Origin of the sequence: Streptomyces sp. NBC_00691 (assembly GCF_036226665.1) — a bacterium.
GTDB lineage: Bacteria > Actinomycetota > Actinomycetes > Streptomycetales > Streptomycetaceae > Streptomyces.
Genome location: NZ_CP109007.1, coordinates 5,482,617 through 5,504,221 on the forward strand (window position 1 = coordinate 5,482,617; position 21,605 = coordinate 5,504,221).

A 21,605-nucleotide genomic window follows, 5' to 3' on the forward strand; every position below is an offset into this window, starting at 1 on the left:
TCATGGGAGCGCAGCTCCGGGTCTACAAGCGTCGCATCAAATCCGTCACCGCGACGAAGAAGATCACCAAGGCGATGGAGATGATCGCCGCCTCGCGTGTCGTCAAGGCGCAGCGCAAGGTGCAGGCGTCGACTCCGTACGCGACCGAGCTGACGCGCGCGGTCACGGCGGTGGCCACGGGTGCGAACGACAAGCACCCGCTGACCACCGAGGCGGAGAACCCGATCCGCGCCGCGGTCCTGCTCCTCTCGAGCGACCGTGGTCTGGCCGGTGCCTTCAACTCCAACGCCATCAAGGCGGCGGAGAAGCTCACGGCGAAGCTCGAGGGCGAGGGCCGCGAGGTCACGATCTACGTCGTCGGCCGTCGTGGTATCGCGCACTACAACTTCCGTGAGCGGAAGCTGGCCGGTACGTGGACCGGGTTCACGGACCAGCCGTCGTACGGCGACGCCAAGACGATCGCGGCTCCGCTGATCGAGGCGATCGAGAAGGACACGGCGGAGGGTGGTGTGGACGAGCTCCACATCGTCTACACCGAGTTCGTCTCGATGATGACGCAGACGGCGGTCGAGGCCCGGCTGCTGCCCCTCAGCCTCGACGAGGTGGCGAAGGAGGCGGGCGACTCGGACACGCTTCGTCCGCTGTACGACTTCGAGCCGTCGGCGGAGGACGTCCTCGACGCCCTGCTGCCTCGGTACGTCGAGAGCCGGATCTACAACGCGCTGCTCCAGTCGGCTGCTTCCAAGCACGCCGCCACGCGACGCGCGATGAAGTCGGCGACCGACAACGCGGGAGACTTGATCAACAACCTCTCCCGACTTGCCAACGCGGCCCGCCAGGCCGAAATCACCCAGGAAATCAGCGAGATCGTCGGTGGCACCGCAGCCCTGGCCGACGCGACCGCGGGGAGTGACAAGTAATGACGACCACTGTTGAGACGGCCGCCGCCACGGGCCGCGTCGCCCGGGTCATCGGCCCGGTCGTCGACGTGGAGTTCCCCGTCGACGCGATGCCGGCGATCTACAACGCGCTGCACGTCGAGGTCATGGACCCGACCGAGGAGGGCGCGACCAAGACGCTGACCCTCGAGGTCGCCCAGCACCTCGGTGACGGCGTCGTCCGTGCCATCTCCATGCAGCCCACCGACGGTCTGGTCCGCCAGGCCTCGGTGACCGACACGGGCACGGGCATCACCGTTCCGGTCGGCGACGTCACCAAGGGCCGTGTGTTCAACACGCTCGGTCAGGTGCTGAACGCCGACGAGTCCACCGTGGCCGACGCGCCGCGCTGGACGATCCACCGCAAGGCCCCGGACTTCGACCAGCTCGAGTCCAAGACCGAGATGTTCGAGACCGGCCTCAAGGTCGTCGACCTTCTCACCCCGTACGTCAAGGGTGGAAAGATCGGTCTGTTCGGTGGTGCCGGTGTCGGCAAGACCGTTCTGATCCAGGAAATGATCGTCCGTGTGGCCAAGCTGCACGACGGTGTGTCGGTCTTCGCGGGCGTCGGCGAGCGCACCCGTGAGGGCAACGACCTCATGGTGGAGATGGAGGAGGCCGGCGTTCTGGACAAGACCGCGCTGGTCTTCGGCCAGATGGACGAGCCCCCGGGCACCCGTCTCCGCGTGGCCCTCGCCGGTCTGACCATGGCGGAGTACTTCCGCGATGTGCAGAAGCAGGACGTGCTGTTCTTCATCGACAACATCTTCCGCTTCACCCAGGCCGGTTCCGAGGTGTCGACCCTGCTCGGCCGTATGCCCTCCGCGGTGGGTTACCAGCCGAACCTGGCCGACGAGATGGGTCTCCTCCAGGAGCGCATCACCTCGACCCGTGGTCACTCGATCACCTCGATGCAGGCGATCTACGTCCCCGCGGACGACCTGACCGACCCGGCTCCGGCCACCACCTTCGCCCACCTCGACGCGACGACGGTTCTCTCCCGTCCGATCTCCGAGAAGGGCATCTACCCGGCCGTGGACCCGCTGGACTCCACGTCCCGGATCCTGGACCCGCGCTACATCGCGCAGGACCACTACGACGCCGCCACGCGCGTCAAGGGAATCCTGCAGAAGTACAAGGACCTCCAGGACATCATCGCGATCCTCGGTATCGACGAGCTGAGCGAGGAGGACAAGCTCGTTGTCCACCGCGCCCGCCGTGTCGAGCGCTTCCTGTCCCAGAACACCCACGCGGCGAAGCAGTTCACCGGTGTGGACGGTTCGGACGTTCCGCTCGACGAGTCGATCGCCGCGTTCAACGCGATCTGCGACGGTGAGTACGACCACTTCCCCGAGCAGGCGTTCTTCATGTGTGGTGGCCTCGAGGACCTCAAGGCCAACGCCAAGGAGCTCGGCGTCTCCTGAGCCCCGTGCTCTCCCGAGGGGGGCGGGATCCGGTCCCGCCCCCCTCACCACGCCCACTAGAATTGACCCCAACACCCGGCACGACCGCCGGGTGGTGACCCGAGGAGCCACCCTTGGCTGCTGAGCTGCACGTCGAGCTGGTCGCCGCGGACCGGAGTGTCTGGTCCGGCGAGGCCACCCTGGTCATCGCGCGTACCACCTCCGGCGACATCGGCGTCATGCCCGGCCACCAGCCGCTGCTCGGTGTGCTGGAGTCGGGCCCGGTGACCATCCGTACCAGTGAGGGCGCGACCGTCGTCGCCGCCGTCCACGGTGGATTCATCTCGTTCGCCGACGACAAGCTGTCTCTGCTCGCGGAGATCTGCGAGCTGGCGGACGAGATCGACGCCCAGCGCGCCGAGCGCGCGCTGGAGCGCGCGAAGTCGGATTCCGACGCGGCCGCCGAGCGGCGCGCCGATGTCCGGCTGCGCGCGGTAGCGGTCCGCTGACGGTCCGCGCAGAGTAGTGCCCTCAGCCGCGGCACGGCTGGAATTTTCCAGACCGTGCCGCGGCTGAGGCGATGCAGATGCAGGTTGTATTCGGTTCTGCCGGCGGTGCCGGCTACGGGACGCAGCGAGGAGGTCGGTGAAGATGTTCCTCGCTCTGCTCGTGTGCGGCCTGGTCGTCGCACTGGTGGTGATCGGGCTCTTCGTCTTCGGCTTGCGCCGGAGGCTGATCCAGCGTGCCGGCGGCACCTTCGACTGCTCACTCCACTGGAACGTCCCGGACGAGCCGGATCCCAGCGGCAAGGGCTGGGTGTACGGCGTCGCCCGCTACAGCGGTGACGAGATCGCCTGGTTCCGGGTCTTCTCGTACGCGCCCCGCCCGCGCCGTGTCCTGGAGCGGGCGTCCATCGTGGCGCTGGAGCGCCGGATGCCGGAGGGCGAGGAGGAGCTCGCACTGCTCTCCGAAATGGTGATCCAGCCCTGTATGTACGAGGGCGTCCGCCTGGAGCTCGCGATGAGCGAGGACGCCCGGACGGGTTTCATGGCCTGGCTGGAGGCTGCGCCTCCGGGACAGAGAGTGAATGTCGCGTAGGACGTGAGGAAGCGGGGGTCGGCGTGCTGCGCCGGCCCCCGCTTCTTCGTGCCCCGTGGGGGGGGGGTTAGTTCAGACCGGTGTTGATGGCGCCGACGAGCTCGCCGTTGCCGGTGTCACCGCTGAACTCCCAGAAGAACGCTCCGCCGAGGCCCTGGTTCTTGGCCCAGCTCATCTTCGAGTTCACGGTGGCGGGGGTGTCGTAGCTCCACCAGTTGGTGCCGCAGTGGGCGTAGGCCGTGCCCGCGACGGTGCCGGTGGACGGGCAGGAGTTCTTGAGGACCTTGTAGTCCTCGATGCCCGGCTCGTAGGTGCCCGTGGCAGGCCCGGTCGCCGTGCCGCCGGGTGCGGACTGGGTGACGCCGGTCCAGCCGCGTCCGTAGAAGCCGATGCCGAGCAGCAGCTTGTTGGCGGGGACGCCCTTCGCCTTGAACTTGGCGATCGCCTCCGCGGAGTTGAAGCCCTGCTGCGGGATGCCGGCGTACGAGGTCAGCGGGGAGTGCGGGGCCGTCGGGCCCTGCGCCGCCCAGGCGCCGAAGAAGTCGTACGTCATGACGTTGAACCAGTTCATGTACTGCGCGGCGCCCGCGTAGTCGGCGGCGTCGATCTTGCCGCCGGTGGAGGCGTCGGCCGTGACGGCCGCGGTGACCAGGTAGTTCTGGCCGAACTTGGCGCGCATGGCCTGCATCATGTTCTTGAAGGAGGCGGCGCCGCTGGTGTCGCAGGAGAGACCGCAGGCGTTGGGGTACTCCCAGTCCAGGTCGATGCCGTCGAAGACGTCGGCCCAGCGCGGGTCCTCGATCAGGTCGTAGCAGGACTGCGCGAAGGCGGTCGGGTTCTGGACGGCCTGGCCGAAGCCGCCGGACCAGGTCCAGCCGCCGAAGGACCACAGGATCTTGATGTTCGGGTAGGCCTTCTTCAGCTTGCGCAGCTGGTTGAAGTTGCCGCGCAGCGGCTGGTCCCAGGTGTCGGCGACACCGTCGACGGACTGGTCGGCGGTGTAGGCCTTGTCGTAGTCGGCGTAGGCGTCACCGATGGTGCACTTGCCGCCCTGGACGTTGCCGAAGGCGTAGTTGATGTGGGTGATCTTGGACGCCGAGCCCGAGGTCACGATGTTCTTGACGTGGTAGTTGCGCCCGTAGACGCCCCAGTTGGTGAAGTAGCCCATCTTCACCGCGTTGGGGAGCGGCTGGCCGCCCCCGCCGCCGGTGGTGCGGACGGGAGTGGCGCCGGAAGCCGGGCCGGTCTGGTCGGCGGTGTCGCGGGCGACGACCGTGTAGCTGTAGTCGGTGCCGGCGGTCAGGCCCGTGTTGGTGTAGGTGAGGCCGGTGACGGTGGCGACGGTGGTGCCGTCGCGCTTGACGTCGTAGTTCTTGACGCCCTTGTCGTCGGTGGCCGCGCTCCAGGTGAGCTTCACCGAGGTGTCGGTGATGTCGGAGGCGGAGGGGGTGCCGGGGGCGGAGGGGGCGTTGTCGCCGGGCTGGGTGGTGCCGTCACAGGCGGCTCCGTTGATCTTGCAGCCGGTGGGGGCGCCGGGGCCCGCGCCGTTGTAGCCGAAGGAGACGGATGCGCCGGGGGCGAGGGTGCCGTTCCAGCCGACGTTCTTGGCGGTCCAGTGGGTGCCGGAGCTGGTGACGGTGGCGTCCCAGGCGGAGGTCACCGAGGTGCCGGCGGGGTAGTCCCACTCGACGGTCCAGGAGCTGATGGTGGTGGTGCCGGTGTTCTTGACGGTCCAGTTGGCACCGAATCCGGTGCCCCAGTCCTGGGTCTTGGTGTACGTGGCGGTGGCCGAGGTGGCCGCTTCCGCGGGGGTGGCGAGGCCGACCATGGCGGCCAGGGGCAGGATCAGGGCGGTGAGGCCGGCGGCGGCCCGGTGTCTGAACCCTGTTCTGCGCGTCGGTGCTTGAGTGCTCAACGGTGCTCCTCAAGTTGCGGACGGACATGGGTGGGGGTGGTCCGGTGGTCCGTGAAGATGCGCGCGCCCCGCGAGCGTAGGAAGGTCTGGACCAATCGTCAAGAGGTCCAGACCAACGTCGCCGATGTCCTCCTAGACCCCCAACTCCTGTGCCAGGACCGCCGCTTGGACCCGGCTGCGCAGCGCCAGCTTCCCCAGCACCTTGCTGACGTGGGTCTTCACCGTCGCCTCGGCCATGTCGAGCCGTACCGCGATCTCCGCGTTCGACAGGCCCTGGCCGAGCGTCGAGAGCACCTGCCGCTCCCGGGGCGTCAGGACATCGAGCACGGAGGGGTCCGTCCTCGCCGTCGCCCGGGGCGGCGGGCTCCCCGCCGCGAACTCCGCGATCAGCCGCCGGGTCACCGCGGGGGCGATCAGCCCCTCGCCGCGCGCCACGGTCCGGACCGCCTCGATGAGCTCCCGGGCCTCCGCGTTCTTCAGCAGGAAGCCCGACGCCCCCGCCCGCAGCGCCCCGAAGACATACGCGTCGAGATCGAAGGTCGTCAGGACCAGCACATCGGCGAGCCCCTCCGACACCACGATCCCGGTCGCCGTCACCCCGTCCATCCGCGGCATCTGCACATCCATCAGGACCAGATCGGGGCGCAGTTCGCGGGCGAGCCGCACCGCCTGCTCGCCGTCGGCCGCCTCCCCGACGACCTCGATGTCCGGTGCGCTGCCCAGGATCAGGACCAGCCCCGCCCGTACCGCGGACTGGTCCTCGGCCACCACCACCCGCACTGTCATGCCCGCTCCTCGTCCTTCACGTCCATGGGCAGTTCCGCCCTGACCCGCCACTGCTTCCGCCCCTCGCGGTCCGTCACCGGACCCGCCTCGAACACACCGCCGAGCAGGTCCACCCGCTCCCGCATCCCCACCAGACCGGCGCCCGAACCGGGGGCGGTCGGTCCCGGGCGCTCCCCGCACGGACTCGTCACCTCGACCGCGAGGGCCGCCCGTCCGCCGCCGAGCACCACCCGGACCTCGCCCGGAGCCGCGTGCTTGAGCGCGTTCGTCAGGGACTCCTGCACGATCCGGTACGCGGCCAGCTCCACCGGTGCCGGGAGACCCGCGGCCGACTCCCGGCCGTCCTCCAGGACGAGGTCGAGACCGCTCGGCCGGGCGTTGGCCCGCGCCTGGTCGACCAGGGCGTCCAGACCGGCGAGCGTGGGCGCGGCGGCGGGCTCCGCGTCCCCGCTGCTGTCCCGGAGGAGGCCGATGAGCCGCCGCATCTCCGAGAGGCCCGCCACACTGTTCTCCCGGATCACGGTCAGCGCCTGCCGGGTGGTGGCCGGTTCGTCGATCGACATCGCCGCGGTGGAGTGGATCGCGATGGCCGAGAGGTGGTTGGCGACCATGTCGTGCAGCTCGCGCGCCATCCGTGCCCGCTCGGCCACGACGGCCTGGCTGCGGTCCATCTCGGCGAGCAGCGCGGTCTGCTCCGCGCGCAGGAGGGCGGCGTCGGTGGCCTCGCGGTGGTTGCGTACGACCGCTCCGGTCAGCGCGGGCAGGAACGACACCATGCCGGTGATCAGGCCGACCACCAGGGCGATCGCGTTCTGCCACCACACGAGGAAGCCGATGGTCGCGCCGATCGTGATGAGTCCGGTCAGGTACGGGATGCGCCGGGCGGCGGCGGGTGTCCCGTAGACGACGGCCGCGTAGACCAGGTCCGTGAACATCAGCGCGGTCACGAGCGTGCCGTAGGTGAACTGGTCCGCGACGAGGGCGACGGTGCCGACGTTCAGGGCGGTCAGTGGCCTCGTCCGGCGCAGGGCCACCATCGCGGCCATGACGAAGAGCGGGATCAGCGTCGCCCAGCGCGCGGTGATCAGCCGGTCGGCCTGGGTGTGCAGCCCGAAGGACCACATCAGCAGACCGATGGCGAGGCCGCCGAGGGCCATGAGCAGGTCGACGCGGTGCGGTCGGGGGAGTGTCACCTTCCCATCCAACACGGCCCGCCCGCCCCGGACCTCGCCGTCCGGGCCGATCCGTGCCTCCGTCGAAGGATGTAGACGCACTTCGTCATCGGCGACGACGATCCGGGCGGACCCCCGGGGGACGCTGAGGAGGTACCGGAAGGGGAACGTCGTGATCGTCACGCTCATCGTCGTCTGCGAGGTCGGATTCTGGGTCCTGCTGGCCGCGGGCCTCGCCACCCGCTACCTCCTGAGGATGCCCCGGACGGGCATCGCGCTGCTGCTCTGCGAGCCGCTCCTGGAGGTGCTCCTCCTGGTCGTCACCGCGATCGATCTCAAGAACGGCGCCGACCCCAGCTGGAAGCACGGCCTCGCCGCCCTCTACATCGGCTACACCGTCGGCCACGGCCACCGCACCGTGAAGTGGCTCGACGGACACGCCGCCCACCGCTTCGGCGGCGCGCCCCGGCCTCCGAAGCCTCCGCGGTACGGGATGGCCCGCGCCCGCCACGAGGGCAGGGTCTGGCTGGGTTCCGTGACGGCGGCGGCCGTCGCCTCGGGGCTGCTGCTCCTGGCCGCGCTGTACGTCGGCGACGAGGGGAACACCGACGGGCTCTACGGGTGGATCTTCGTCGCCTGGCGGACGGCGGGCATCCACGGCCTGATCGCGCTCAGCTACGCGATCTGGCCGCGGAAGGCCCCGGCGGAGGAGGCCTCAGCGGTCCCCGCCCGGGACCCAGAGCACGTCCCCGATCTCCTTGTTCGCCGTCCGGGCAAGGATGAAGAGCAGGTCTGAGAGTCGGTTGAGGTAGGTGGCGGTCAGGGCGTTCATCGTCTCGCCGTGCACCTCCAGGGCCGCCCAGGTGGAGCGCTCAGCCCGCCGGACCACCGTGCACGCCTGGTGCAGCAGGGCCGCCCCGGGGGTGCCGCCCGGCAGGATGAAGGAGCGCAGCTTGTCGAGCCGCTCCAGGAAGAGGTCGCAGTCGGCCTCCAGCTTGTCGACGTAACTCTGCTCGACCCTCAGCGGCGGGTACTTCGGGTCCTCGACCACGGGGGTGCAGAGGTCCGCGCCCACGTCGAACAGGTCGTTCTGCACCCGGACGAGGACCTTCACGACCTCCGTGTCGAGCTGCCCCAGGGCGATCGCCGTACCGATGGCGGCATTGGCCTCGTTGGCGTCGGCGTAGGCGGAGATCCGCAGGTCCGTCTTGGCGGTCCTGCTCATGTCGCCGAGTGCCGTGGTGCCCTGGTCGCCGGTACGGGTGTAGATGCGCGTCAGATTGACCATGGGGCCAGCCTAGTGAGGCGATGGCCTTCTGGAACGTCCGTGTGCCGACCGTCACGGCGAGCGCCGCGACGCCGAGGGCGACGAGCACCCCGTACGGCAGCGTCGGTGTCGTGGAGTGCCCGAGGTACGCCTCCCGGACCGCGTCCACCAGATGGCAGAACGGCATCAGATGGATCGAGAACACCGTCGTCGGCTACATCACCCGCGCGATGACCACCGGGGGCAGGGCGACCACCGTCGCCCGCGAGGCGCTCGTGCTCCTCGACGAGAGCGAGGAGCTGCTGAGCGAGAAGGTGCTGGACTACGCGGTACGGGAGAGCTGGCGGGCCGCGTCCCCAGGGGCGACGGTCCACGCGTCCAGGGCCGGCGGTCACGGTGCGCGCGCCGGCTCGGGGGCGGCCACCGCCGCCAGCGCGTGGGCGGCGCGGACCGCGTCCGGCTCCGTCGTGAAGCGGCCGAACGAGAGCCGGACGCTGCCCCGGATCCGCTCCGGCGCGAGCCCGATCGCCCGCAGCACGTGCGAGGGCTCCTGGGCCGAGCTGTTGCAGGCCGAACCCGTCGAGACCGCCAGACCGGCGACCTCCAGGAGCAGCTGCTGCGCGTCCACGCCCGGGAAGGACAGATTCACGGCATGCGGCAGGAAACCCGGCCCCGTACCGCTGTTGAGCACGTACGGGACGAGCTCCGCGAGCTCGGACAGGAACCGCGCCCGCAGCCCCGCGAGCCGTACCGCCTCCGCCTCCCGGCACGCCTCGAGGACCCCGACGGCCGCGCCCAGGCCGATGACCGCCGCCGTGTTGAGGGTGCCCGCGCGCAGCCCGCGCTCCTGGCCCCCGCCGTGCAGCAGCGGCACCAGCGGCGTCCGGTCCGAGAGCCGGTGGGCGACGTACAGCACCCCGACGCCCTTGGGGCCGTAGATCTTGTGCCCGGAGAACGTGAGCAGATCGACGCCGAGCGTCCTCACGTCCACCGGCAGCGAGCCCACACCCTGGGTCGCGTCGCAGTGCAGCGGGACCCCCGCCGCCCGGGTCAGCGCACCGATCTCGGCGACCGGCTGGACGGTGGCGACCTCGTTGTTCGCGAGCATCACCGAGACGAGGGCGGTGTCCGGCCGCAGCGCCGCAGCCACCCGCCCCGGGTCGACCCGGCCCTCCCCGTCGACCGGCAGCACCGTCACCTCGTGCCCCGCGTCCCGCAGCGAACGGCAGGTGTCGAGCACGGACTTGTGCTCCACCGCCGTCGTCACCACATGGCGGGCCGCGCCCGGGCGCACGATCCCCTTGATCGCGAGGTTGTTGCCCTCCGTCGCACCGGAGGTGAAGCAGATCTCGCCGCGCCCCGCCCCGATGAACCGGGCGACCGCCCCGCGTGCCCGCTCGACCTCGCGGAACGCGCGGATGCCGGCGGCGTGCGGGCTGGACGGGTTGGCGTAGCAGTGGGTGGCGGCGAAGGTCATCGCCTCGACGACCGCCGGGTCCATCGGGGTGGTGGCCTGGTGGTCGAGATAGATCGTGGGCATGCCGGTTCTCCCTCTTCCGTTCGGACGGGTGATCGGATGTGAAGGATCGTCAGAAGTCGTACGCCGTGTAGGCCAGGGCCAGCGGCTCGGCGCAGGAGGGGTCGGCGAAGGCGAGGATGATCTCCTCCTCGGGAGCGCCGTGCGCGCGGAGGTAGATCTCGGCGCCCTTGGTCACCTTGTCGCGGTCGGCGAGCGAGTTGATGTCGACGACATGGCGGTGTCCGCAGTCGGGGAAGGCCCGTCGCAGCCGGGCGAAGTAGCGGGCGAAGTACTCGGCGACGATCAGCGGGCAGCGCGGTACGACGTGGCCGTCCGTGACGACCCCGGCCAGCACCTTCTCGTACTGGCGGGAGCGGAAGACGATCTCGTCGCCGTCGCGGGTGAACAGCGGCTGGGCCGCCGGGTCGCGGAGCCAGCGCTTCATGGAACGGGCGGCGCGATTGCGCAGGTTCCGTTCGCGGGTGACGGTGAAGGAGATCCCGGCCCCGGCGGCCGAGGCGGTGAGCGGGGAGAGGTCGGTCTCGGCGGGGCCGGCGGCCGGCAGGGTGCAGACGTCGGTGGAACAGGACATTCCGAGGTCGTTGACGATCACGTCGTAGAGCACCTTGTTGCCGCGGTGCAGCCGGCGGGCGGCGGCGCCGGTCTCCTGCGCGAGGGCGAAGGAGTTGAGCGAGAAGGCGCCGATGCCGGCGGCCGTGTCGAAGTAGCCGCCCGCCACGAGGACCGCCGAGCGGGAGGTCGTGGAGACGGTCTCCAGGAGGGGCGCGACGCGGTCCGTGACCTGGGGGCTCCAGGGGCTGGTGGTGCGGTTCATTGGTGCACTCCGTTCTTCCGGGAGGAGGATCGATCGGACGGTGCGGGGGATACGGGGAGCGGGCCGGTCCGCTCGGCGGTGGCGCTCGCGGCCAGGCCCGTGCCGAGCGCCGCGCCCACCACGCAGAGCACGGCCGCCCACTGGATCCACGTCAGGAGCTCGCCGAGCAGGGCCTGGCCCACCAGGGCCGCGATCACCGGCTCCACCGTCGAGAGCACGGCGAAGACCCGCGGCGGCATCCGCCGCAGTGCGGCGAACTCCAGCGAGAACGGCACCACCGTCGTGAGCACGGCCACCGCGAGCGCGGCGCCCAGGACGCCCGGTGTCAGCAGGACGTCCATGGGGGGCAGGCCGAGGGCCGGGGCGGTGGGCAGGGCGAGCACGGCCGCCACGGTGAGGCCGAGGGCCAGGCCCGAGCCGCCGGGGACGGCCCGGCCGACCCGGGCGCCGAGCAGGATGTAGCCGGTGAGCGCCGCCCCGGTGAGCAGGCTCGCGGCCAGGCCGACCGGGTCGTCCATGCCCTTCGTGCCGCCGAGGACGAGCAGGCCGATGCCGGCGAGCGCCACCCAGGCCCGGTCGCGGGCGCGGGGTGAGGTGACGGCGGCGAGCAGCAGCGGTCCGCTGAACTCCAGGGTCACCACCACGCCGAGGGGGAGCCGTGAGGTCGCCTCGTAGAAAGAGAACTGCATCACGGCGAACACGGCGCCGTACGGCAGCAGCAGTCGGCCGTGGGTGCGGAGCAGCCGGGGCGCCGGCCGGGAGAACAGGCAGAGCAGGGTGGCGGCGATGAGCAGGCGCAGGAGGGTGGCGCCGGCCGGGCCGGTCTCCTCGAAGAGCCGCTTGGCGAACGCGGAGCCGAACTGGAGGCTGACCATGCCGGTCAGCAGGAGCAGCGGCGCGGGGGCGGTCCCCAGGGTGTACGGACGCATGACGGCGGCTCCTCCCCGTGCGGCGGCAGTCGGACAAGTGCGCTCGACCATATACCCCCCGAGGGTATGTGGCGACCGGGAAGGTGCCCGAACGGGGTGCTGTGAGTGTGACGTCCGTCAAAGAGGGCGTGACGCGCATTACTTCGCGGTCACATGGCGCCTCCCGACCGCTAATCTCCGCCGGAGAGCCAGAAGTGAACAGGCGTTAAGGGGTGGAACATCGTGGCCAGGAAGCTCGCCGTCATCGGGGCCGGACTCATGGGATCCGGCATCGCGCAGGTCTCGGCACAGGCGGGCTGGGACGTCGTCCTGCGTGACGTCACCGACGCCGCCCTCACCCGGGGCACCGACGGCATCAAGGCGTCGTACGACCGGTTCGTCGCGAAGGGCAGGCTGGACGCCGCCGACGCCGAGGCCGCGCTCGGCCGCATCACCGCCACCACCGAGCTCGAGGCCGTCGCCGACGCCGACGTCGTCGTCGAGGCCGTCTTCGAGAACCTCGACGTCAAGCACGAGATCTTCCGCTCGCTCGACAAGGTGTGCAAGGACGGCGCGGTCCTCGCCTCCAACACCTCCGCGATCCCGATCACCAAGATCGCCGCGGTGACCGGGCGCCCCGAGTCCGTCGTCGGCGTCCACTTCTTCTCGCCGGTCCCGATGATGCAGCTCGTCGAGCTCGTCCGCGGCTACAAGACCAGCGACGAGACCCTCGCCGCGGCCCGGGAGTTCGCCGAGTCCGTCGGCAAGACCTGCATCGTCGTCAACCGCGACGTGGCCGGCTTCGTCACCACCCGCCTCATCTCGGCCCTCGTCGTCGAGGCGGCCAAGCTCCACGAGTCCGGCGTCGCCACCGCCGAGGACATCGACATCGCCTGCAAGCTGGGCTTCGGCCACGCCATGGGCCCGCTCGCCACGGCCGACCTCACCGGCATCGACATCCTGGTGAACGCGGCCAACAACATCTACACCGAGTCCCAGGACGAGAAGTTCGCGGTGCCCGAAGCGATGCGCCGGATGGTGGACGCGGGTGACATCGGCCGCAAGAGCGGGCAGGGCTTCTACAAGTACTGAGCCGTACCCGCCACCCCGCCTCACCCCGTGGGGTGAATTTCGGTATCGGTTCGCTGACAAGGCGCAACGTATCTGCCGGTGCGGCAGTCAGTTGTTGCGAAGACGGAGCACTCTCGGGGAGCGCATATGCACATCAGGGGCGACCATGTCGAGCTGGTCGTCGGGGGCCGCCTCGACGTCCGGAGCGCGGCGGACGCCCGTACGGTCCTGCACTCGGCCGTCGACGACGGCGTCGGCGACCTGGTGCTCGACCTGACCGGCCTCGACTCGTGGGACGCGACCGGACTCGGCGTCATCATGGGCGCCCACCGGCGTGCGGGCCGCTGCGGCCGACGGCTCGTCCTGCGCGGCGTGCCGCCCCAGATGCAGCGACTGCTCGTCGCCACCAAGCTGCACCGCATCCTCGCCATCGAGGGCGGCCTCGCGCTGGAGTCCCTGCCCCGGGTGTGACGACCCGGTGCGGGGGCCACCCGCGCCGGGACGCCGACCGCGAGCGGGGACGGCCCCGTACGGGACAACCCGCGGTGGCGCGTGTGTGAAGCAGCTGTGTGAACCAGGCGTCACGCTCAATCCTCACAAGACCGTGACGACTGGGTCTCGTGAGCACCCCACCTGTTCCCGAGCGCCTGACCACGGTCTAGGGTTCGGTCGCCTGCACATTGACGGACCCACCCGGCGGGCACCGGACACCGCTTCTTGGGGGCTTGGACCATGGACCCGATCAACCGGGGGCCGGAGGAGTACGGACACGACGGCGAGGGCGACGAAGCCCGCCAGGGTCGCGGCGCCCCCGCCCCGGCCCCCGCACCCGCGCGTGCCCGCGTCGTCCAGCTCGTCTCGGGCGACCTCCTCGTCACCGTCAACCCGGTCGACGGCAGCGAGATCGAACCCTGCCCGCCCGGCCACGAACCCGCGGCCCCCCGCCCCCGTACCGCCGAGGAGCGCGCCGAGACCGCCCGCGCCGCCGCCCCGCCCGTACCGCCGGGCCCCGCCGCCCCCGCCCTGCCCCTCCTCGAACGCCAGGAGGAGCGCGAGCGCCTCGTCGGCATCCTCGGCCGCGGCCGCTCCGCCCGCCTCAGCGGCCCCGCCGGCTCGGGCCGCACCGCCCTCCTCGACGCCGTCGCCGCCGACTGCGCCGACCTCGCGCCCGACGGAGTCGTCCGGCTCTCCGGACACCACCGCACCCCGGCCGAACTCCTCCACGAGCTGTTCGCCGCCGTCCGGTACGCCCCGGACCACCGGCCCGGCCGGGCCGTGCTCCACGACCGGCTCCGCGAGATCGGCGCCGTCGTGGTCGTCGACGACCTGGAGTTCGGCGGCGCCGCCCTCGACGAGTTCCTCGCCGCCGCCCCCGAGTGCGCCTTCCTGCTCGCCTCCGGACCCGACACCCCCGCCCCCTCCTCCGACGCCGCCATCGAGGACATCCACCTCGCCGGCCTCGGCCGCGGTGCCGCGCTCAAGCTCCTGGAGAGCGCCGTCGGCCGCACCCTCACCGACGACGAGGCCAACTGGGCCGGCGACCTGTGGTTCGAGTCCGAGGGCCTGCCGCTCCGCTTCGTCCAGGCCGGCGCCCTCCTCCGGCAGCGCGACCGGCTCCGCGTCACCCCCGCCGAGTTCGACGCCTTCGGCGCCCTGGAGGAGGCCTTCGGCCCGACCGACCCCGAAGCGGCCGCGGCCGTCGCCGCGGCGGCCTTCGACGGAGTCGACGACCCCGACGTCGAACTGCGCGAGATACCCCTGCCCAGCCTCGGCGAGGGCGCCGCCCCCGCCGCGCTGCTCGCCTCCCGCCTCAGCCGCTCCGCCCAGACCGCGCTGCGCTTCGCCGTCGCCCTCGGCGGCGAGGTCCCGCACCAGGCCCATCTGCCTGCCCTCGTCGGCGACACCCACGCCGACGCCGCCCTCGGCGAGCTGCGGGCCTGCGGCCTGCTCTCCCCGGTCGGACCCCGCTACCGGCTGGCCGCCGGGGTCCTCACCCAGCTGCTCGCCCAGGGGTACGAGCCGGACGGCGCCGCCGCCGACCGCGCCCACACCGTCGCCCAGCACTACGCCTGGTGGGCCGCCCACCCCTCCGTCACCCCCGACCGGGCCGCCGCCGAGTCCGACGCCCTCCTCGCCGCGCTGTCCGCCCTCGTCGCCGGCACCGGAGGCGACCCCGAGACGGAGGCGGAACACCGCGCCACCGCCGTCCTCCTCGCCCGCGCCGCGGCCCCCGCCTTCGCCGCCGGACTGCACTGGGGCGCCTGGGAGCGGGCCCTGCGCGCCGGACAGGAGGCCGCCCGGCTCACCGGGGAGGTCGCCGAGGAGGCCTACTTCCACCACGAGCTCGGGGTGCTCGCCCTCTGCGCCGGAAACCTGGAGCGGGCCCGCGCCGAGCTGGAGGCCTCCATCGGCATGCGCGGCGTGCTCGCCGACAAGCGCGGCACCGTCGCGGGACGCCGGGCGCTCGCCCTGGTCGCCGACCTCTCCGGGGAGCACGCCACCCCGGCCGCGACCCGTGCCGAGGAACCCGTCTCGCCGCCCCGCGGCATCCCCTCCCTGCGCGGCCCCGGACGCAGACCGGCCCCCGAGCCCTTCCCGACGCCGCCGCCCGGCGGAGCCGCGGGAGGGGCGGGCGCCAAGGGCCACACCCCGCCGGCCGGCGTACCCGGGCGAGGACCGGCGCGGTCCCCGATGCCGGCGTTCCCCGACTTCGCCGACGAGGGCCCGACGCTCATCACCCGCCCCGACGCCGACAAGGGCACCGGGCGCCCGAGCCTCCGCGGCGGCATCATCAACGGCGCGCGCCGCAACCTCGCCGCCGTCGGCGCGGGCGCGCTCCTCGTCGCCGTCCTCGGCACCGTCGTGACCCTCGGCGCCACCTCCGGCAACGGCGAGGACCCGGCCACCAACCGCGTCACCTCCGACAGCACGGCCACCGACGACACCACCGACGACGGCATCGACGGCGAGGAGCAGCCGGCCGAGGGCGAGGAGGGGGAGCCCGGCGAGACCGGCCGGCCCACCCGTTCCGGCTCCCCGAGCCCCTCCGCCTCCGGGAGCACCTCCCCGTCGGACCCGACGGGGACGTCGAGCTCGGGCGCCCCGGACGGCTCCGGCACCCCGTCGTCCTCGGACAGCCCTTCGACGACCACACCGCCCAGAACGACCGCATCGCCGACGAGGCCGACCCCACGGCCGACGAGCACCAAGCCGTCGAGCCCGAAGCCTCCGACCACGACGCCGCCGACGACGCCTCCCTCCACCCCGCCGACGACGCCGCCGACGACGCCGCCCACGACGCCCCCGCCCACGACCGATCCGCCGTCGGAGGAGAACAGCCCCAGCATCTCCGCCTCCTCGTCCCTCGGCGGCCCGCCCGCCCCCGGCGAGGTCACCGCTTCCGAGCCGCCGGCCTGACGGGAGCCGACGAGCACCCGCGGACGGAGACGGGGACGGCCCCGGGCGCGTTCACCGCACCCGGGGCCGTCCCCGTACCGCCGTCGCCGTCCGTCAGAACAGGCGCAGCTTGTCGTCCTCGATGCCCCGCATCGCGTTGTAGTCCAGGACCACGCAGCCGATCCCGCGGTCCGTCGCGAGGACCCGGGCCTGCGGCTTGATCTCCTGCGCCGCGAAGACGCCCCGCACCGGGGCGAGGTGCGGATCGCGGTTGAGCAGCTCCAGGTAGCGGGTCAGCTGCTCGACGCCGTCGATCTCTCCGCGCCGCTTGATCTCGACCGCGACGGTCGCGCCGTCCGAGTCCCGGCAGAGGATGTCCACCGGACCGATCGCCGTCGGGTACTCGCGGCGGATCAGGGTGTAGCCCTCGCCGAGGGTCTCGATGCGGTCGGCGAGCAGTTCCTGGAGGTGCGCCTCGACGCCGTCCTTGATGAGACCCGGGTCCACACCCAGTTCGTGCGAGGAGTCGTGGAGGATCTCCTCCATCGTGATGATCAGTTTCTCGCCCGCTTTGTTGATCACGGTCCAGACGCCCGCCTCGCCGTCGGTGCCCTCCTTGAGGGTGCAGGGCGGGGACATCCAGTTGAGCGGTTTGTACGCCCGGTCGTCCGCGTGGATGGAGACACTGCCGTCTGCCTTGATGAGGATCAGACGGGGCGCGGAGGGCAGGTGGGCCGTGAGCCGGCCCGCGTAGTCCACGGAGCAACGGGCAATGACGAGACGCATGGTCGGCAACGCTACAAGACGGGCGCTCTTCCGCGCGATTCGGGCGCCGTCCCGCTCCTCCCGGGGACCCCTCCGGGCATGATCCTGAGCCGAACACCCGTCGGTTATCAGCCGGTTGTGTTCGCCATCTCCTGGTGCGTGCAGGACTGCGCGCTTACCGTGGAAGCTGGAGGTCGTCGTCCGTGCACGCTGCGTGGCGGACGGCCCGGCCTTCGCCCCTGCCCGCAAGACCCCGTCCGCGGGGTCGCGAGAGGAGAACCCATGTCGCTCGACGTCTCACCGGCACTGTTGGAACAGGCCGAGCGAGGCGAGGTCGACGAAGCCGACTTCGTCGACTGCGTCCGGACCTCCCTGCCCTACGCATGGGAGATGATCAGTTCTCTGGTGGCTCAGCTGAAGGTCGACGGCGGAGAGTTCGCCGACAACCAGACGCCGCCGCCGAATGAGCAGGCACGTGGTCAGCTGCTGCGCGCGCTCGCGAGCGACGCCATTCGTGGTGCGCTGCAGCGGCATTTCGGGGTGCGTCTCGCCTTCCAGAACTGCCACCGCGTGGCGGTCTTCCCGCTGGACCCGTCGGTGGACGAGCGGCTCGCCCGCTTCACGTCCGTACGGGGCCAGCTGCTGAACCAGTCGCCGGAACTGCGCGACTGCTGAGACATGGTGCTGCCGCTCCCCATCGCGGGAGACGCGATCGATGCGTGTCGACGCGCATCGCCGCGCGGAGATGCCGGAGCGGCAGCACGGCACCGCCTTGGGTCCGTACGGTCCGCACGTCCGTCCGTACGGTCAGACGAGCAGCGGCAGGACCTCCGCGCCGAGCCGCCGCACGTTCTCCTCGGTCGACGCGAGGTCGCCCGTGCCCTCGGCGAGCAGGGCGAAGCGGGTGATGCCCGTGCGTTCCGCCGTCGCCGCGAGCCGGTCCGCCGCGCGCCGCGGGGTGCCCACCGGGTGCAGGTCGCACAGCAGCTCCGTGTACGCCACGGGGTCCCGCATCGCCCGGTGCCGGCCGTCGACCGTCACATGCGCGTCGAGGCCCTGCTTCAGCCAGCCCGGCATCGCCTTCACCAGCGACTCGGCCGCGTCCGCGGCCCGGTCCGCCAGCTGGGCCACCCCCGCCGACACGTGCTGGGAGCCGATCCGCGCGATCTCGTCCGGGTCCCGCCCGGCCTCCCGCGCGCCGCGCGCCCAGGCCGTGACCATCTCGGCCTTCTCCTCATCGCCGCAGTGCATCCCGAGCAGCATCGGCAGTCCGCGCTCGGCGGCCAGCCGCACGCTCTTCGGCGAGGTGCAGGCCACCACGACCTCCGGAGCCGGGTCCCCGCCGATCAGTTCGTCGGCGCGCGGCACCACCGCCACCTCGCGGAAGGCGAATCGATCTCCCTCGGAGCCCACCCGGGGCTCGGAGAGCCAGCGCAGCAGCAGGTCGAGGGCTTCGGGGAAGCCGTTCTCGTACGCGTCGAGGCCGGCGCCGAAGACCTCCAGGTCCACCCAGGGGCCGCCCCGGCCCACCCCGAGGGTGAACCTGCCGCCCGAGGTGAGGTGCAGCAGCGCCGCCTGCTCGCCCAGGGCGACCGGGTGGACGTTCGGCAGCACGCTCACCGCCGTGCCCACCCGCAGCCGCCGGGTGCGGCCCAGGAGCAGCGCGGCCAGTGTCACGGCCGAGGGGCAGACCCCGTACGGCACGAAGTGGTGCTCGGCCAGCCAGACCGAGTCGAGGCCCGCCTCCTCGGCGACCTCGGCGGTCCGCACCGCCCGGTGCAGGGCCTCACCCTGTCCCTGGCCCGGGAACTGGGCTGCCAGAACGAACGTACCCACGCGCATCGCCTTGTGCCTCCTCTGCGGCCGACGCGTAACTCCCCTCGCACTGGCACCAACGTCTGACACGTGCCAAAGGCAACGGCCGTTCATGAAGTTCTTGCGATTTTCGGCTAAGCCCTCGCGGACGGGGCCCGGGGCACCGCATGGCGGCCCGTAGGCTTGAGGGAACGGTCCGTGTTCCCAGACCCCGTGAGGTGTGCCCGTGTCCCCGCGCCACAACCGTTCCCGAGGCGGCGAGAAGCCCGAGCAGCAGCAGCAGGGCGACCACGGCGACCGGTACGGCGGAGTGCAGCGCACCGAGACCTGGCAGGGCGAGGAGTGGTACGTCCGCCTGGTCGCCGGGGCGAGCGCGCCGGGCAAGCGCTACCGCTGCCCCGGTTGCGACCAGGAGATCCCCGGCGGCGCCCCCCACGTGGTCGCCTGGCCGGAGTACGGGGGAGTGGACGACCGGCGGCACTGGCACAAGGCCTGCTGGACCGCGAAGGACCGCCGCACCAGCAGGGTGCAGCGGTCCCGGAACGCGCCGAAGTACTGAGCCGGCGTACGGAGCTGGGGGCGGGCGGTCACACGTCCCGGTTGTTCAGCAGCGCGAACGCGCCGGCCAGGGCGATCCCCGCGACCCCGGTCATGATCAGCAGCGGCTCCCAGCCCGCCGGGCCGTCGTCCCCGAACGGCGGCTGCGCCGCGTACAGCGCGATCATCTGCGAGGGGATCGCGTACGTGAAGAGCCACTCCTGGACCGACTTCAGCGCCTCGGAGAACATGAACATGGCCGCCACCAGCGGCAGCAGCAGCAGGCCGATCATCACCGTGATCGCACCGGCCGAGTGCCGGATCAGCGTGCCGAGCGCCAGCGAGAGCAGCCCGAGCATCGCGAGGTAGGCGCCCGCACCGACGGTCGCCCGCAGCCACTCGCCGGCCGTCGGGGCGCCCGCCGTGTCCACCAGGGCGACCTGCCCCGCCCCGACGAGCGCGGCGACCACCGTCGTCACCGTGAAGACGAGCAGGAAGAAGACGATCGCCTTCGCCGTGAGCACCCGGGCCCGGCTCGGGCAGGCCGTCAGGGTCGTACGGATCATGCCGGTGCCGTACTCGGAGGCAATGGTCAGCACGCCGAGGGTGATCACGCAGATCGAGGCCGGCAGCATCCCGAAGAAGCCGAAGCCGAGCGCGGACTCCTCGCCCATCGGGGCCTCGGAGCTCGCGGCGATCGCCGCCACGCCCAGGCCGATGACGAGCATCAGCAGAACCATGACGCCGAGCGTCCACAGCGTCGAACGCACCGAGCGGATCTTCGTCCACTCGGAGGCGAGGGCGTCACCGAGGGTCGCCCTGCGGACCGGGATGGGGGAGACGTAGGAGTGCGGCGCCGGAGCGTGGTGCGGGGCGGGGGCGGTCATCGGGCGTCCTTGGTGGTGTCGCTCGGCTGCTGGGCGGCCGGCTGCTGGGCGGCCGGAGGGGCGTACGGACCCGGCACGGGCGGCTGACCGGGAGCCCCCGCGTACGGGTTCTGTCCGGGCGGCGGCGGGGCGTACCAGCCCTGCTGCGGCACGTCCTGCGCCACCGGCTGCGGCGGCATGCCGTACCCGTGGTGGCCGGGCTGCTGCGGCGGCTGGAGGTGCGCGAGCCGGTCGTCGGTGGAGCGGTAGTCCACGGCGCCCTGCGTCAGACGCATGTACGCCTCCTCGAGGGAGGCCTGGTGCGGGGACAGCTCCCAGAGCCGTACGTCCGCGTCGTGCGCGAGGTCGCTGATCCTCGGCAGCGCCAGACCCGTCACCCGCAGCGCGCCGTCCGGCTCCGAGAGCACCTGGCCGCCGGCCTCCATGAGGGCCGCCGTCAGCTTCTCCCGCTGCCCCGGATCGGTCTGCGGGGTCCGCACCCGGGCGAAGTCGGCGGAGTTCGCCGAGATGAAGTCCGTGACGCTCATGTCCGCGAGCAGCTGCCCGCGGCCGATCACGATCAGATGGTCGGCGGTGAGGGCCATCTCGCTCATCAGGTGGCTGGAGACGAAGACCGTCCGCCCCTCGGCGGCCAGCTTCTTCATCAGGTTGCGGACCCAGAGGATGCCCTCCGGGTCCAGGCCGTTGACCGGCTCGTCGAAGAGCAGCACCTGCGGGTCGCCCAGGAGCGCCGCCGCGATGCCGAGCCGCTGGCCCATGCCGAGCGAGAAGCCGTTGGAACGCCGCTTGGCCACGTCCTGGAGGCCGACGACCCCGAGGACCTCGTCGACGCGCTGCGCCGGGATGCCGGCGAGCTGCGCGAGCGACAGCAGATGGCTGCGCGCGCTCCGCCCGCCGTGCACGGCCTTCGCGTCGAGGAGCGCGCCGACCTGACGGGGCGCGTTCGGCAGCTGCCGGAAAGGATGGCCGCCGATCGTGACATGGCCCGCGGTGGGCCGGTCGAGGCCCAGGATCATGCGCATCGTGGTCGACTTGCCGGACCCGTTGGGCCCCAGGAAGCCGGTGACGACACCGGGCCTCACCTGGAAGGAAAGGTTGTACACGGCCGTCTTGGCGCCGTAGCGCTTCGTCAGGCCGACTGCCTCGATCATTCTCCAGCCCCATCGACAGGTCGGTCGCACCATGGTCGGGGCGTGGCGGCCGTCGGCCGGAGCCCCCCGTATGAGCTAGGAGCTTATCCAGCCATTGACGGTTCCGGCGAAGTGGAGACGGCCTCCGGCCGGTCTCCGGGGG

The 21,605-nt window shown here is 71.9% G+C and carries 21 protein-coding genes and 1 pseudogene; 10 read left to right on the plus strand and 12 right to left on the minus strand.

Translation table 11 applies throughout. The features are described from left to right. Nucleotides 1-2: 2 nt before the first annotated feature. The 4 genes from OG392_RS24995 (at nt 3) to OG392_RS25010 (ending at nt 3,439) form a co-directional block, all read left to right on the plus strand. Complete coding sequence (locus tag OG392_RS24995; protein ID WP_329283085.1) at nt 3-920, plus strand: F0F1 ATP synthase subunit gamma; 918 nt, start codon at nt 3-5, stop codon at nt 918-920. Then, nucleotides 920-2,362, plus strand: a complete 1,443-nt coding sequence (gene atpD / locus OG392_RS25000) for a F0F1 ATP synthase subunit beta (RefSeq protein WP_329283087.1) — start codon at nt 920-922, stop codon at nt 2,360-2,362. Before OG392_RS24995 ends, atpD begins: the two co-directional genes overlap by 1 nt. 113 nt (nt 2,363-2,475) lie before the next feature. Further along, the gene (locus OG392_RS25005; RefSeq protein ID WP_024761909.1) at nt 2,476-2,850 is read left to right on the plus strand and encodes a F0F1 ATP synthase subunit epsilon; all 375 of its coding nucleotides are present in this window, start codon (nt 2,476-2,478) and stop codon (nt 2,848-2,850) included. Between the two features lie 142 nt (nt 2,851-2,992). Then, nucleotides 2,993-3,439, plus strand: coding sequence for a DUF2550 domain-containing protein (locus tag OG392_RS25010; RefSeq protein WP_329283089.1), 447 nt, complete (start codon nt 2,993-2,995; stop codon nt 3,437-3,439). A gap of 67 nt (nt 3,440-3,506) precedes the next feature. Here the strand turns inward: OG392_RS25010 and OG392_RS25015 are convergent, their stop codons facing one another. The 3 genes from OG392_RS25015 to OG392_RS25025 all read right to left on the minus strand — a co-directional run bounded on the left by OG392_RS25015 (nt 3,507) and on the right by OG392_RS25025 (nt 7,333). Continuing rightward, a complete protein-coding gene (locus tag OG392_RS25015) occupies nt 3,507-5,354 on the minus strand; it encodes a glycosyl hydrolase family 18 protein (protein ID WP_443054864.1) in 1,848 nt (615 codons plus the stop codon). Nucleotides 5,355-5,486: 132 nt separating this feature from the next. Continuing rightward, a complete protein-coding gene (locus OG392_RS25020) occupies nt 5,487-6,140 on the minus strand; it encodes a response regulator transcription factor (protein ID WP_329283092.1) in 654 nt (217 codons plus the stop codon). Continuing rightward, complete coding sequence (locus OG392_RS25025; protein ID WP_329283094.1) at nt 6,137-7,333, minus strand: sensor histidine kinase; 1,197 nt, start codon at nt 7,331-7,333, stop codon at nt 6,137-6,139. Before OG392_RS25025 ends, OG392_RS25020 begins: the two co-directional genes overlap by 4 nt. 151 nt (nt 7,334-7,484) lie before the next feature. On the opposite strand from OG392_RS25025, the gene OG392_RS25030 reads away from it, so the two are divergent. After that, the gene (locus tag OG392_RS25030; RefSeq protein ID WP_329283096.1) at nt 7,485-8,108 is read left to right on the plus strand and encodes a hypothetical protein; all 624 of its coding nucleotides are present in this window, start codon (nt 7,485-7,487) and stop codon (nt 8,106-8,108) included. Here the strand turns inward: OG392_RS25030 and OG392_RS25035 are convergent. The 5 genes and pseudogenes from OG392_RS25035 to OG392_RS25050 form a co-directional block, all read right to left on the minus strand. After that, a complete protein-coding gene (locus tag OG392_RS25035; protein ID WP_329283098.1) occupies nt 8,028-8,600 on the minus strand; it encodes a cob(I)yrinic acid a,c-diamide adenosyltransferase in 573 nt (190 codons plus the stop codon). The genes OG392_RS25030 and OG392_RS25035 overlap by 81 nt on opposite strands. Nucleotides 8,601-8,622: 22 nt before the next feature. Further along, a pseudogene (locus tag OG392_RS37560) lies at nt 8,623-8,772 on the minus strand (ABC transporter permease); the annotation flags it as partial. 198 nt (nt 8,773-8,970) lie between these two features. After that, nucleotides 8,971-10,119, minus strand: coding sequence for a cysteine desulfurase family protein (locus tag OG392_RS25040; RefSeq protein ID WP_329283099.1), 1,149 nt, complete (start codon nt 10,117-10,119; stop codon nt 8,971-8,973). 49 nt (nt 10,120-10,168) lie between these two features. Further along, nucleotides 10,169-10,933, minus strand: coding sequence for a hypothetical protein (locus tag OG392_RS25045; protein ID WP_329283102.1), 765 nt, complete (start codon nt 10,931-10,933; stop codon nt 10,169-10,171). After that, nucleotides 10,930-11,862, minus strand: coding sequence for an EamA family transporter (locus tag OG392_RS25050; protein WP_329283104.1), 933 nt, complete (start codon nt 11,860-11,862; stop codon nt 10,930-10,932). Before OG392_RS25050 ends, OG392_RS25045 begins: the two co-directional genes overlap by 4 nt. A 222-nt stretch (nt 11,863-12,084) precedes the next feature. On the opposite strand from OG392_RS25050, the gene OG392_RS25055 reads away from it, so the two are divergent. From OG392_RS25055 to OG392_RS25065, 3 genes are all read left to right on the plus strand, one after another. Then, nucleotides 12,085-12,933: a 3-hydroxyacyl-CoA dehydrogenase family protein gene (locus OG392_RS25055; protein ID WP_329283106.1), complete on the plus strand. Its 849-nt coding sequence runs from the start codon at nt 12,085-12,087 to the stop codon at nt 12,931-12,933. Between the two features lie 126 nt (nt 12,934-13,059). Then, nucleotides 13,060-13,383 (plus strand): STAS domain-containing protein, encoded by a 324-nt coding sequence (locus OG392_RS25060; protein WP_015036221.1) that lies wholly within the window; start codon nt 13,060-13,062, stop codon nt 13,381-13,383. Between the two features lie 261 nt (nt 13,384-13,644). Next, nucleotides 13,645-16,329: an ATP-binding protein gene (locus OG392_RS25065; RefSeq protein WP_329283108.1), complete on the plus strand. Its 2,685-nt coding sequence runs from the start codon at nt 13,645-13,647 to the stop codon at nt 16,327-16,329. 93 nt (nt 16,330-16,422) lie between these two features. On the opposite strand, the gene nucS is transcribed toward OG392_RS25065, so the two are convergent. Then, nucleotides 16,423-17,094, minus strand: coding sequence for an endonuclease NucS (gene nucS, locus OG392_RS25070; RefSeq protein WP_329283109.1), 672 nt, complete (start codon nt 17,092-17,094; stop codon nt 16,423-16,425). Between the two features lie 261 nt (nt 17,095-17,355). Here nucS and OG392_RS25075 point away from each other — a divergent pair, with 261 nt between their 5' ends. Continuing rightward, nucleotides 17,356-17,748: an SCO5389 family protein gene (locus tag OG392_RS25075; protein ID WP_015036224.1), complete on the plus strand. Its 393-nt coding sequence runs from the start codon at nt 17,356-17,358 to the stop codon at nt 17,746-17,748. Nucleotides 17,749-17,880: 132 nt separating this feature from the next. Here OG392_RS25075 and OG392_RS25080 read toward each other — a convergent pair whose 3' ends face one another. Then, complete coding sequence (locus tag OG392_RS25080) at nt 17,881-18,915, minus strand: LLM class flavin-dependent oxidoreductase (protein WP_329283112.1); 1,035 nt, start codon at nt 18,913-18,915, stop codon at nt 17,881-17,883. A 199-nt stretch (nt 18,916-19,114) separates the two neighbouring features. Here OG392_RS25080 and OG392_RS25085 point away from each other — a divergent pair, with 199 nt between their 5' ends. Continuing rightward, the gene (locus OG392_RS25085) at nt 19,115-19,447 is read left to right on the plus strand and encodes an ATP/GTP-binding protein (protein ID WP_329283114.1); all 333 of its coding nucleotides are present in this window, start codon (nt 19,115-19,117) and stop codon (nt 19,445-19,447) included. 28 nt (nt 19,448-19,475) lie between these two features. Here the strand turns inward: OG392_RS25085 and OG392_RS25090 are convergent, their stop codons facing one another. After that, nucleotides 19,476-20,312, minus strand: coding sequence for an ABC transporter permease (locus OG392_RS25090; protein ID WP_329283118.1), 837 nt, complete (start codon nt 20,310-20,312; stop codon nt 19,476-19,478). Continuing rightward, nucleotides 20,309-21,463, minus strand: a complete 1,155-nt coding sequence (locus tag OG392_RS25095) for an ATP-binding cassette domain-containing protein (protein ID WP_329283120.1) — start codon at nt 21,461-21,463, stop codon at nt 20,309-20,311. Before OG392_RS25095 ends, OG392_RS25090 begins: the two co-directional genes overlap by 4 nt. Nucleotides 21,464-21,605 lie beyond the last annotated feature (142 nt).

What these genes read in the sequence shown, in the direction of transcription:
- OG392_RS25035 (WP_329283098.1), bottom strand. Translation starts at nt 8,600, where the DNA reads ATGGTCAATCTGACGCGCATCTACACCCGTACCGGCGACCAGGGCACC.
- OG392_RS25065 (WP_329283108.1), top strand. Translation starts at nt 13,645, where the DNA reads ATGGACCCGATCAACCGGGGGCCGGAGGAGTACGGACACGACGGCGAG.
- OG392_RS25010 (WP_329283089.1), top strand. Translation starts at nt 2,993, where the DNA reads ATGTTCCTCGCTCTGCTCGTGTGCGGCCTGGTCGTCGCACTGGTGGTG.
- OG392_RS25090 (WP_329283118.1), bottom strand. Translation starts at nt 20,312, where the DNA reads ATGACCGCCCCCGCCCCGCACCACGCTCCGGCGCCGCACTCCTACGTC.
- atpD (WP_329283087.1), top strand. Translation starts at nt 920, where the DNA reads ATGACGACCACTGTTGAGACGGCCGCCGCCACGGGCCGCGTCGCCCGG.
- nucS (WP_329283109.1), bottom strand. Translation starts at nt 17,094, where the DNA reads ATGCGTCTCGTCATTGCCCGTTGCTCCGTGGACTACGCGGGCCGGCTC.
- OG392_RS24995 (WP_329283085.1), top strand. Translation starts at nt 3, where the DNA reads ATGGGAGCGCAGCTCCGGGTCTACAAGCGTCGCATCAAATCCGTCACC.
- OG392_RS25095 (WP_329283120.1), bottom strand. Translation starts at nt 21,463, where the DNA reads ATGATCGAGGCAGTCGGCCTGACGAAGCGCTACGGCGCCAAGACGGCC.
- OG392_RS25050 (WP_329283104.1), bottom strand. Translation starts at nt 11,862, where the DNA reads ATGCGTCCGTACACCCTGGGGACCGCCCCCGCGCCGCTGCTCCTGCTG.
- OG392_RS25020 (WP_329283092.1), bottom strand. Translation starts at nt 6,140, where the DNA reads ATGACAGTGCGGGTGGTGGTGGCCGAGGACCAGTCCGCGGTACGGGCG.
- OG392_RS25080 (WP_329283112.1), bottom strand. Translation starts at nt 18,915, where the DNA reads ATGCGCGTGGGTACGTTCGTTCTGGCAGCCCAGTTCCCGGGCCAGGGA.
- OG392_RS25060 (WP_015036221.1), top strand. Translation starts at nt 13,060, where the DNA reads ATGCACATCAGGGGCGACCATGTCGAGCTGGTCGTCGGGGGCCGCCTC.
- OG392_RS25075 (WP_015036224.1), top strand. Translation starts at nt 17,356, where the DNA reads ATGTCGCTCGACGTCTCACCGGCACTGTTGGAACAGGCCGAGCGAGGC.
- OG392_RS25040 (WP_329283099.1), bottom strand. Translation starts at nt 10,119, where the DNA reads ATGCCCACGATCTATCTCGACCACCAGGCCACCACCCCGATGGACCCG.
- OG392_RS25045 (WP_329283102.1), bottom strand. Translation starts at nt 10,933, where the DNA reads ATGAACCGCACCACCAGCCCCTGGAGCCCCCAGGTCACGGACCGCGTC.